Here is an 11402-nt window from a genome sequence, read left to right on the forward strand (position 1 = left end):
TCAGCAGCAGCCAAGTCTAGAGGGAAGTTGTGAGCGTTACGCTCGTGCATTACTTCCATTCCTAAGTTAGCGCGGTTGATTACGTCAGCCCAGGTAGCAATAACACGACCTTGAGAATCCATGACAGATTGGTTGAAGTTGAAACCGTTCAAGTTGAAAGCCATTGTGCTAACACCCAAAGCTGTGAACCAGATACCAATTACAGGCCATGCAGCGAGTAAGAAGTGTAGTTGACGGCTGTTGTTGAAGGAAGCGTATTGGAAAATCAAGCGACCGAAGTAACCGTGAGCAGCAACGATGTTATAGGTTTCTTCTTCTTGACCGAATTTGTAACCGTAGTTTTGTGATTCGTTTTCGGTTGTTTCTTTAACCAAGGAAGAAGTTACGAGTGAACCGTGCATTGCAGAGAACAAAGAACCACCGAAGACACCAGCTACACCTAACATATGGAAGGGGTGCATCAAGATGTTGTGTTCAGCTTGGAACACGATCATGAAGTTGAATGTTCCAGAGATACCTAAAGGCATACCGTCTGAGAATGAACCTTGACCGATTGGGTAGATTAGGAATACTGCGGTAGCAGCAGCTACAGGTGCGGAGAATGCTAGGCAAATCCAAGGACGCATTCCTAAGCGGTAAGAAAGTTCCCATTCACGACCGAGGTAGCAGAATACGCCGATCAAGAAGTGGAATACTACTAACTGGTAAGGACCGCCGTTATACAACCACTCATCTAAAGAAGCAGATTCCCAAATAGGGTAGAAGTGTAAACCGATAGCGTTGGAGGAAGGAACTACTGCACCGGAGATGATGTTGTTTCCGTAGAGTAGAGAACCTGCAACTGGTTCGCGGATACCGTCAATGTCCACGGGAGGAGCAGCGATAAATGCAATTACAAAGCAAGTAATTGCAGCGAGGAGGGTAGGGATCATTAATACTCCGAACCAACCGATATATAAACGGTTGTCAGTGCTGGTGATCCATTCGCAGAAGCGATTCCATACGTTAGCACTTTCGCGCTGTTGTAAGGTAGTTGTCATGTGTTTATAATTGCGTTTGAGTTATGTATGTTTTGGTAGGTGTTTCTACCTCATGAATTTATATTAAGCTTTATGTTTGGATTTGTAAAGCTATTTAAAGTAGGTATTAGTTATGAAAGTCATTAGTTTTTCTGATATCATGGGATTTACAGCAGCTATTGTGATAATTGGGCGGGCAGGATGCCCACCCTACAAGAGTTCTGGACTATTTCAGATGTAAAATTCAACCAGGAGGCCAGGACATAGAACGACCGCCTAGTATATGTATATGAAGATGATAGACCGTTTGTCCGCCATCAACACCAGTATTCATAACTACGCGATAACCGTTTTCCAGTCCTGCTTGTGCTGCAACTTTCTGGACTGTTAATAATAGATGTCCTAAAAGTGCTTGATCTTCAGGTTCTGCGGTAGCTAGGCTAACTATGGGTTTTTTGGGAATTACAAGGATGTGAACTGGTGCTTGGGGGTTAACATCTGTAAAAGCCAAAGCTAAATCGTCTTCATAAACAATATTCGCGGGGATTTCTTTACGAATGATTTTACTGAAAATCGTTTCTGTGTTCTGACTCATACAGTTTTACTTACTCATCTGCTCAAGATTTTAAGCGATCGCTGGAACAGGCGATAAAAAGTTAAGCTATTGTGTAGTCAGTGCATTTATAGTTTTATGGCCAAACCTGCGGATGTTAGTACCAAACGCTTAATTAGTCTTGCACCCAATAATTGGGTAAAATGGGTAACGCAAATCCCAGATGTGGTGGCTGGGGAAATTCTCAATTCTGAATTTCAATGGATTAGTAGAGAAAGTGATGTACTTATCCGGGTTGAAAGTAAAGAATATGGGAAGTTTTTAGTTCTCAATGAATTACAATTGCGGTATAAACCAGAAATGCCGCGAAGAATGCGAGCTTATGCAGGATTAGCTGAGGAAAAATATAAATTACCCACATATCCTGTACTAATTAACATTCTCAAAACAGGTGATGCTGAAATCCCCACGCGGTATGAATCTAATCTTGCCGGTTTAGAAGTGCGTCAAGATTACCGTGTAATTAACCTGTGGGAAGTAGATGTTAAAATTGCCTTAGAACAACCTTTACCGTCTCTACTGCCTTTTGTGCCGATTCTCAAAGGTGGTGAAGATGAATCTATAATTCGGGAAGCATTGCGTTTATTGCAAGCTGATGAACAATTAAATCAATTAGAAACGGTTCTTGCTTTTTTTGCTACGTTTGTATTAGATAGTTCCTTAGTTCAAGAAATTATGAGGTGGGATATGACAGTTTTACGCGAATCACCTTGGTATGAAGAAATATTGCAAAGAGGAAAAAGAGAAGAACGACTTTCAAACATTGAATTATCTTTAGAAGTGAAATTTGGCAATGAAGGATTAAAGTTAATGCCGAAAATATCAGAAATATCTGATCTTGAGACACTAAAAACAATTCAACGCTCGATTCTCACCGTTGAAAGTTTAGAGGAACTAAAACACATACTCCAAAATTTGTCATAACAAGTTCAAATCTCAACTATCACGAGTATAAAAGGTAAAAATGGAGATAATTTGTCATGTTTTGCTATTCGCTTAACCAACTAAAAAGTTGACCAATTGTTAGCTTAAAGGACTCTGCAAAATGGGGAACAGGTAGGCGATCGCTTGCAACTTCAAAAACTTCAATGGTACGATTGCTAAAATAAACAAATACTAATTCTTCTTCTGGGTCAATCAACCACCCCATTTGAGTCCCATGAGTGAGACAATGAAGGATATTGCGAACAACTTTAGTTTGACTTTGATCAGGAGAAAGAATTTCAATTGTCCAGTCTGGTGCGAGTGCAAAGGTATTAGATACTTTACCATTTTCGTCACGGGGAATACGTTCCCAAGTAAAAACTGCGATATCAGGAACAATAGATTTACTCCCAAAGGTACAGCGCAGTTCCGAATAAGCACGAGCGATATGCTGGGGTTTGAGAGCTATATTGATATCAGCACCGAGATCAAGTTGCACCGTGCTGTGTTTTCCTTGAGGCATAGGTTTTTGGATAATTTTACCGTCTATAAATTCGCTGGCTGGTTTGGTTTCTGGCTGTTTGAGAAATTCATCTAAGGTTAGGAGTTTAGTGGGAGTTTGAACCATTATCGTTTGAGTTAAGTGAATTGTAATTATTCTAAATCAATTATCGTGGCATCACATCATCTAACCGCAGTTGCAGCGAGGGTAAAAGAGGAGATTTAATAAATTCTCCTAACCGATATTTTTGCTGACTATAATCTTCACCAATTAGTTGACAAACTGTAAATGTCGGTTGCTTTGGTTTACCAATAAAAACAACGCCACCCAATCCCCGATAATCAACAATCCAATATTCAGGAATTCCTAATAAAGCGTATTCTTCAACTTTACGCGCATAATCAGTTTCCCAGTTACTGCTAACAACTTCCACAACTAACTTAATTGATTTTCCTAACGCAATCACTGGTTCGTGTTCCCAAAAAGGTTCATCGTAAAGTACAGTTTCATCTAATACTACAATATCAGGACGGCGGGCTGTGGCTGTTTCTGCAAAAGGACGGATTAGACAGGTACGAGGAATAAACCAGGGAAGTTCAGCATGAGTAATAGCAATACCCAGTTTGGTTGCCAGTTTACCACCCACGGCTTCATGTGGTCCAGTTGGTTCCATATCAATCAATTCTGCGTCTGCAAGTTCATAGCGGGGGTTGTTACCGTATTCAAGGATGAATTGTGCAAAGGTTAATAATTTTGTTAATGCTTGAACCATAATTCACCTGCATCTTTAGCTGCTATTATTATATTAACAATCCTCTTGGGTGATTTCACTCATTGTTAATATACCCACAAATCTGCTTTGATATGATCAAGGTTTATTGATATATAAAAAATGCTGGCTAGAGTTTGGAGTGCATCTATCATCGGGATTGACGCTGTAAAAGTGGGTGTGGAAGTTGATGTTTCTGGTGGTTTACCGGGAATTGTGATTTTGGGTTTACCAGATTCCGCAATTCAAGAATCTAAAGAACGGGTAAAAGCAACTTTAAAAAATGCGGGTTTTGCTTTTCCCATCCGAAAGATTGTCATTAACCTAACTCCCGCAGACTTACGAAAAGAGGGACCCGCGTTTGATTTACCGATTAGTGTGGGAATTTTAGCAGCTTCTGAACAAGTTAACGCCGATTTGTTAGGAGATTTTTTATTTTTGGGGGAAGTTTCTTTAGATGGTAGTTTGCGTCCTGTTGCTGGTGTTTTACCTATTGCTGCAACTGCAAAAAAGATGGGAATTACAGGTTTAGTTGTTCCTGCTGATAATGCCCAAGAAGCTGCTGTTGTTGAAGGTTTAATGGTTTATGGTTGTAAAGATATTGCTGATGTAGTGGACTTATTAAATAATCCTAAAAAATATCAACCTGTCCAGTTAAATAAAGCAGTAGAAACTACCCAAGAAACATCTTTAAACTTAGCAGATTTGCAAGATGTCAAAGGACAAGCGCACGCCCGCAGGGCTTTAGAAATTGCGGCTGCGGGAGGACACAATTTGATTTTCGTTGGACCACCAGGAAGCGGAAAAACGATGTTAGCAAGGCGTTTATCGGGAATTTTACCACCTTTAAGTTTTCCTGAATCTTTGGAAGTAACACGCATTCATTCTGTGGCTGGATTGTTGAAAAATCGAGGTTCATTAGTTAGAGAAAGACCTTTTAGAAGTCCCCACCATTCCGCATCTGGTCCATCTTTAGTTGGTGGTGGCACTTTTCCCCGTCCTGGCGAAATTTCATTATCTCATAGAGGTGTACTTTTTTTAGATGAATTAACAGAATTTAAAAGAGATGTTTTGGAGTTTCTGCGTCAACCTTTGGAAGATGGTTTTGTGACAATTTCTAGAACTAAACAATCTGTCACTTTTCCGGCACAATTTACATTAGTAGCCAGTACAAATCCCTGTCCTTGCGGTTATTATGGTGATACAATTCAAGGATGTACTTGTTCACCTCGACAACGGGAACAATATTGGGCAAAATTGTCTGGACCATTAATGGATAGAATTGATTTGCAAGTAGCAGTAAATCGTTTGAAACCCGAAGAAATTACTCAACAACCAACGGGAGAAGCGTCAAAATCTGTAGCAGAAAGAGTGAAAAAAGCACGAGAATTGGCTATGATTCGATTTCAAAAAGAAGAAGATTTACAATGTAATGCTCAAATGCAAAGTCGTCATTTACAAAAATGGTGTAATTTAGATGATGCTAGTCGGACTTTATTAGAAGCAGCAATTAGGAAATTAGGGTTATCAGCAAGAGCAAGCGATCGCATTCTTAAAGTAGCACGAACTATAGCAGATTTAGCAGCAGATGAAAACCTTAAACCCCAGCACGTAGCCGAAGCAATTCAATATCGGACAATTGATAGAATGCAATAACTAAGTAGGTTAGCATTAAAAATTGTCGTTATGGCAAGGCAAGAGGCAAGAGGCAAGAGTGAAGAGGGTTTGGGCGATTTTACTTTTCTTTACACAGATTGGTTTTATTGTGTTCACCTACTTACCCTGTCCAGTGCGATAGAACAAATAAAGCAAAAATAGTCGGTTTAAAAACCAAATTTTGGATTTTGGATCAGTATCAATAACCCAAAATCCAAAGTTTATTAAGCTAGGGCTGGTACAGGAATTTCCAAGTGAGGATATAATGGGAAGCGATCGCACAATGCCGCCACTCGCATCAAACAATCTTTAGTGACTGTATCTGCATCTGGAGAAAGTAAACGATCAGCAATAATATTGCCAATTTCCGTAAATTCTGCCACACCTAAACCCCTAGTAGTCATAGCGGGAGAACCCAATCTTAAACCACTGGTAATAAAAGGTGATTCAGTATCAAAAGGAACTGTATTCTTATTGGCGGTAATATTAACAGTGCTGACTAGTTGATCTCCCTTCTTCCCAGTCATGGCAATAGAACGTAAATCTACTAACATTAAGTGATTATCCGTGCCATTAGACACTAATTTGAATCCTCTGTTTTGCAATTGCGTAGCCAAAGCGCGGGCATTTTCAATCACTTGGCCAGAATAAGTTGTAAACTCAGGTTTAAGAGCTTCACCAAAAGCCACAGCTTTACCAGCAATCACGTGTTCTAGTGGTCCACCTTGAGTACCGGGGAAAACTGATTTATCCAGCTTTTTACCCAATTCTGCATCACGAGTCAAAATCAAGCCGCCGCGAGGTCCACGTAAGGTTTTATGAGTTGTAGTTGTGACAACATCACAATAAGGCAGAGGGTTGGGATGATGACCAGTTGCCACTAAACCAGCAATGTGAGCAATATCTGCGAGTAAGTACGCGCCAACTTCATCAGCAATACTGCGGAACTTTTGAAAGTCAATAATCCGAGGATAGGCTGAATACCCACAAATTAAGAGTTTAGGCCGTTCTTTGATAGCTAAATCACGAATTTGGTCATAGTCTAATTGTTCAGTTTCTTTACTTACGCCATAATGACGGACTTGGAACCATTTACCAGAAACGTTCACTGGTGAACCGTGGGTAAGGTGTCCTCCATGGGATAAGTCCATACCCATAATTGTGTCCCCTGGTTGCAGCAGGGTTAGGAAGACGGCAAAATTAGCCTGTGCGCCGGAATGGGGTTGAACATTGGCATGAGCCGCACCAAATAGCTGTTTAGCCCGGTCAATGGCTATTTGTTCAATTTCGTCAACAAACTCACAACCGCCATAATAGCGTTTACCTGGTAATCCTTCAGCGTATTTGTTGGTTAATACTGAACCTTGAGCAGCTAATACAGCAGCGGAGGTAAAGTTTTCACTCGCAATTAATTCCAAGTGGTCTCGTTGACGCTGTAATTCTTGGTTAATTAGTTCATTAATAGCAGGATCAGAGTTTTTTAACAGGTCTGAATTAGTTTTTGTCACGTTTATTATCCTTATGGCAGTTGACGAAAATCGAGATTGCGGTTAAACCTATTACCAAAGTTAGAAATCAGGCAACTTGTTTATTATAGGATTTAGACGGAAAAGCTTTGAGAACTGGGAACGTCATTATTTAAGAATTACTGACTTTCATCAACGTGGTAGCCTGAATTTATGTATTATTTTGTACTCAAACTTACAAAAATCTAAGATATATAAGATACAATAAACCTAGATTATCTAGTTAGGAACGTGGATTTATTAACTTACAATTCTTTGTAGGTTGGGTGAAGCGACAGTGTAACCCAACATTAGATTACATTCCTGACTCTATTTGGAACAAGGAGGGGTTGAGATGTTAGTCATTGTAATGGACAATCAAATCCTTAGCTCTGAAAAGGTCTGTCAGTCTTGTTTACTAGCAAATGGTAGTGGACAACCTCGCTGGGGTGGAGGTAAACTGCGCTGTGGTCAAGCAATTAGTAAGTTTACGGAACAACAGCCAGATCAATACGAGTGTGTCATGGGCTTTCGTGTCGCCAATGTAGAATAATGTTGACACTCTGCGGTCTAAAGACACGCAGATTCTTTAAGACCTGCTTAAAAAGGATAGTCAATTATCCTCCTAGACGCTCAAGGCAACTACCAGTACGACAGGTATTGCAATTGCGCTTACTTTTGATTTTTTTTGCTGCTTTTGTGAGTCCATCAATTTTTAATGTTAAACGCTCCATGATTTACCATTGCTTGTTTACCCAGGCTACAGCTATGCCGAGACGAGATAAATCAGGGGTTTCTCCTTAATAAAACACTTCTTTGCGCTGATGGTTATTCCTACTTGCTAATTAATTCTATCATGTCACCGCGAATAAATTCGCCGTTGGCACTTCCTCCACGCATCTATTGCCAAGTGGCTTCCGTGCCTTTCGTTCTATTTGGTGATTTGTCAGCAAGGTCAAGCATCTGCGTTATCCTAAGCTCAATAGCTGTTAAAATTTAGCCACAGGAGAACACAAAATGTCTTGGCGCGGGTCTACAACTTTCCCTGATCGAATTTTTGCCTGTTTACCTTATCTACTGCCTTTGATTGAGGTATTTGCTTTCGGTCAGTTTTTAATGAATGATTTTCCACTTTTAGGACTGATATTTTTGCCCCTGTTGCCACTATTAAGAATTTACTATGGTGTCCGTTATGCGGGAATGATTATTTTCTTTGCTTTGTGGCTGTTGGTGGTCAGAAACGAGAAAATTAATCATTTTATTCGTTTTAACACGATGCAAGCCATCATTCTCGATATTGTGATCTTTTTATGTAGCATCTTGACCGATATTGTGAAATTAGTTCCTGGTAGTGGATTTGCTATGCAAACACTTTATACAACCATTTTCATGGGGATAGTAGCAGCAGTTGTTTATTCCGTTGCTCAGTCATTAATGGGTAAGTATGCGGAAATTCCCGCGATTTCCGATGCAGTACATATGCAAGTACGCTAACAGTTAACGCTCCACAACTGTGTTTTCTAGGCGACCAATTCCTTCAATTTCTACACGGATGCGATCGCCTATTTGCAAAGCCCCTACCCCCATCGGTGTACCAGTTAATACTATATCCCCAGGTAATAAAGTCATCACTTGACTGATATACGACACCAAAAAATCTGGGGAAAATACCATTTGATCAATACAAGCAGATTGAACTGGATGAGGATTATCATTCAAAAACGTCTGTAATCTCGCTCCTGGGTTTAATTCTCGGACAATCCAAGGTCCCAAAGGACAAAAAGTATCAAAACCCTTGGCTCTTGTCCATTGGGGATCTTTTTTTTGTAAATCCCTGGCTGTAACATCATTGGCAATGGTATAACCCCAAATTTTACTTTGGGCTTGGGCTGGGGTACAATCACTTGTGCGATCGCCAATCACCAAAGCCAATTCTCCTTCATAGTCTACCCGTTGAGACTGATGAGGATACTTAATTTCTCTTTCTGACGCAATCACAGATGTAGGCGGTTTGAAAAAAATTAGCGGTTCAGCGGGTACAGGTGTTCCCATTTCCGCCGCATGATCAGCATAATTCTTGCCTACACCCACAATTTTTGAAGGCGCACAGGGGGCTAGAATCTTGTAAGAATTGGATGGCAGGATTAAATCCGTAGGTTGACCATCCAACCAAGGTGGAGCATCCAGCACTTCTACATTCTGAGAAAGCTGGAGTAACCCATAGTAAATTTTCCCTTCTTGACTTTGAACTCGCACATATCGCTGCGCCATAACTTTGACAAATATCCTTGAATATACTTTGTTCCAGCAGAATGTGCTTAATGATTGCCATTAAAAACTTGTAAGATTATATGATAAATATTGAAAATCTTATGACCTTAATTAACAAACTATTAACCAGTGGACAAATCCTGCTCAAAATTGTGCTACTGTAGAATAACTAAAAAATTGTCAAAATTCCTTGTTGCTTGAGATGTTAATCAATTAAAGTATCGCCCATGGCAATATTTGTATAAATTAATACCTCTTCAGCCATTGTCCATAAGGTGAATTAAAAAACATGACCACAGTTTACGAAACCATGTACATTTTGCGTCCTGACTTGGGAGATGAGCAAGTAGTACAACAAATCGCCAAATACGAAAACTTAATTCGTGAACACGGTGCTGAGAATATTGAAATTCAAAACCGTGGTAAGCGTCGTCTGGCCTATGAAATTCAAAAGCATCGTGATGGCGTTTATGTTCAACTCAACTACACAGGTCCTGGAACTGTAATTGCTATCATGGAACGCGCAATGCGATTGAGTGAAGAAGTGATTCGCTATATGACAGTCAAGCAAGAAGTTCACAAAGAAAAACCAGAAGAAGTTGTAGCAGCTTAATAACCGCGTTTTCCGAGGTTATTAGTTAGATAACTCCACAAAAAAGATGAACTGCTTGCAGCAGGGCTTCGCTGTCCAAGTTTGTGGTATCGTTCTTGTATTATTAGCGGGCAAGACTTGTACTGAGCTTGCGATGCCCTGAGCCTGTCGAAGGGTCGAAGTATGCCCGCACTACAAGAAATTTTGGATATTTCTTTAATTGGAAGTCTCTTAGCAGTTCAGCAGTATGGCCTGCGTCATACTGCGACATCAGGAAATTACTAAAAATCGCTCAATTATTTCACTCGAACTGCGACCTATGTGATATAATCGGCGCAAGTGAAAAATTAACTATATATATTAAGTAAGAGCTTTAAGTGACTGTGAGCCAATCTGATATACCAAACATCCAAGAACTGTCCACCGAAATCTCGCAGTTGCGCCAAGACTTGCAACTGCGAGATCAATTAGTTCAACAGTTATCTCAAGAACTATTCCGGCTAGTTAAGGGTAATACTAACTTTACACCGCCAAAATCTGAGCCAGAGATAGATTTGAGTCAATTGCAGGCTTTAAGAGATCAAATCCAAGCCGTCGAACAGCAGGTGACGTTCTATCAAGAGCAAATCACGAATCGTGATACGGAGATTTACCAATTACGACAGTCTGTACAAGAACTAACTGATCGTAGTCGAATGTTAGAGCAGGTAGTACAGGAATTACCCCAAATTTACCGTCGTAAGTTTGAGGAACGCATGACACCAGTGCGAGACAAGGTCACAATCCTACAACGAGAAAATCGCCAATTGCAAGCCGAATTGCAAAGTGTGAGTTATCGTTTAGCACTTAAAAACCGCTACACAAATCATGGCGGTATTGATTTACCTACTTTTCCTCGTTCGGAAGTTGCAACCGATAGTGTACCTGCTCCCCAGAATGTCTAAAATTTGTGACTGTATTTGAATTAAATCAAAACTTCTATTCCGCAGTACCTATCTTTTTTTGAGGTACTGCGGACTTTAGTTAGGGCTTGCTGAATAAGATTAGAAGGAATAACAGATAAGGGTTTCAGGTTTTGATTTTTCTACGAAGTCAGGTATCTGAACCTATAATTGGTATATCTCACCAAAAAGTTATTTCACTTGCCATTCCGGGAAATTATTTGATTATGCTCCAAAGACTATATGTACACAACTTCAGGTGTTTAGAAAACTTTGAATTAACAATGAAGGAGATGTCATCTGCTCTCTTGATTGGAAAAAATGGCACAGGTAAATCAACTATTGCAACCGCATTAGAGGTATTTCAATCTATTGGTAGAGGTATAAATAGAGTTGGTCAACTTGTCAAGTCTAAAGATTTTACTCGTGGCAGGTATGATGTTCCCATTCGCTTGGAAATAGAAGTATTACTTGAGGAGAAATTATATAAATACGTCCTGGCCTTAGAGTTGCCAGAAAAATTTAAAGAATTGCGAGTTTTTGAAGAACAACTTTTAGTTGCAGGAAATCCAATTTACTCTCGGAAAGAAGCACAAGTTACTATTTATAG

General features: G+C 39.9%; 13 protein-coding genes. 7 read left to right on the top strand and 6 right to left on the bottom strand.

The window, feature by feature from the left end:
- The coding region (psbA, locus tag FJR08_RS22785) for a photosystem II q(b) protein (RefSeq protein ID WP_168634673.1) at nucleotides 1-1040 on the bottom strand (1040 nt) is incomplete at its 3' end.
- A gap of 223 nt (nucleotides 1041-1263) precedes the next feature.
- Nucleotides 1264-1614, bottom strand: coding sequence for a histidine triad nucleotide-binding protein (locus tag FJR08_RS22790; protein ID WP_168634674.1), 351 nt, complete (start codon nucleotides 1612-1614; stop codon nucleotides 1264-1266).
- A 96-nt stretch (nucleotides 1615-1710) separates the two neighbouring features.
- On the opposite strand from FJR08_RS22790, the gene FJR08_RS22795 reads away from it, so the two are divergent.
- Nucleotides 1711-2556, top strand: coding sequence for an Rpn family recombination-promoting nuclease/putative transposase (locus tag FJR08_RS22795; protein ID WP_168634675.1), 846 nt, complete (start codon nucleotides 1711-1713; stop codon nucleotides 2554-2556).
- A 64-nt stretch (nucleotides 2557-2620) separates the two neighbouring features.
- Here FJR08_RS22795 and FJR08_RS22800 read toward each other — a convergent pair whose 3' ends face one another.
- Together FJR08_RS22800 and FJR08_RS22805 are read right to left on the bottom strand one after the other, a co-directional pair.
- Nucleotides 2621-3184 (bottom strand): Uma2 family endonuclease, encoded by a 564-nt coding sequence (locus tag FJR08_RS22800; RefSeq protein ID WP_053540749.1) that lies wholly within the window; start codon nucleotides 3182-3184, stop codon nucleotides 2621-2623.
- A gap of 40 nt (nucleotides 3185-3224) precedes the next feature.
- Entirely contained in the window at nucleotides 3225-3830 is a 606-nt protein-coding gene (locus tag FJR08_RS22805) for a Uma2 family endonuclease (RefSeq protein ID WP_015078357.1), read from the bottom strand.
- Between the two features lie 120 nt (nucleotides 3831-3950).
- Between FJR08_RS22805 and FJR08_RS22810 the strand changes: the two genes are divergently transcribed.
- Entirely contained in the window at nucleotides 3951-5483 is a 1533-nt protein-coding gene (locus FJR08_RS22810) for a YifB family Mg chelatase-like AAA ATPase (RefSeq protein WP_168634676.1), read from the top strand.
- Between the two features lie 224 nt (nucleotides 5484-5707).
- Here the strand turns inward: FJR08_RS22810 and glyA are convergent, their stop codons facing one another.
- A complete protein-coding gene (glyA, locus tag FJR08_RS22815; protein WP_168634677.1) occupies nucleotides 5708-6991 on the bottom strand; it encodes a serine hydroxymethyltransferase in 1284 nt (427 codons plus the stop codon).
- A gap of 352 nt (nucleotides 6992-7343) precedes the next feature.
- Here glyA and FJR08_RS22820 point away from each other — a divergent pair, with 352 nt between their 5' ends.
- Nucleotides 7344-7541, top strand: coding sequence for a hypothetical protein (locus FJR08_RS22820; protein ID WP_015078354.1), 198 nt, complete (start codon nucleotides 7344-7346; stop codon nucleotides 7539-7541).
- Between the two features lie 464 nt (nucleotides 7542-8005).
- Nucleotides 8006-8482: a Tic20 family protein gene (locus FJR08_RS22825; protein ID WP_015078353.1), complete on the top strand. Its 477-nt coding sequence runs from the start codon at nucleotides 8006-8008 to the stop codon at nucleotides 8480-8482.
- 3 nt (nucleotides 8483-8485) lie between these two features.
- Here the strand turns inward: FJR08_RS22825 and FJR08_RS22830 are convergent, their stop codons facing one another.
- The gene (locus tag FJR08_RS22830) at nucleotides 8486-9259 is read right to left on the bottom strand and encodes a fumarylacetoacetate hydrolase family protein (RefSeq protein WP_168634678.1); all 774 of its coding nucleotides are present in this window, start codon (nucleotides 9257-9259) and stop codon (nucleotides 8486-8488) included.
- A gap of 289 nt (nucleotides 9260-9548) precedes the next feature.
- Between FJR08_RS22830 and rpsF the strand changes: the two genes are divergently transcribed.
- From rpsF to FJR08_RS22845, 3 genes are all read left to right on the top strand, one after another.
- The gene (gene rpsF, locus FJR08_RS22835; protein WP_015078351.1) at nucleotides 9549-9872 is read left to right on the top strand and encodes a 30S ribosomal protein S6; all 324 of its coding nucleotides are present in this window, start codon (nucleotides 9549-9551) and stop codon (nucleotides 9870-9872) included.
- A 362-nt stretch (nucleotides 9873-10234) separates the two neighbouring features.
- Nucleotides 10235-10795: an Npun_F5560 family protein gene (locus FJR08_RS22840; RefSeq protein WP_168634680.1), complete on the top strand. Its 561-nt coding sequence runs from the start codon at nucleotides 10235-10237 to the stop codon at nucleotides 10793-10795.
- Between the two features lie 224 nt (nucleotides 10796-11019).
- Nucleotides 11020-11402, top strand: a 383-nt coding sequence (locus FJR08_RS22845; RefSeq protein ID WP_168634679.1) for an AAA family ATPase, incomplete at its 3' end; no start/stop codon positions are given.

It is taken from the genome of Dolichospermum sp. UHCC 0260 (genome assembly GCF_009711985.1).
Lineage (GTDB): Bacteria > Cyanobacteriota > Cyanobacteriia > Cyanobacteriales > Nostocaceae > Dolichospermum > Dolichospermum lemmermannii.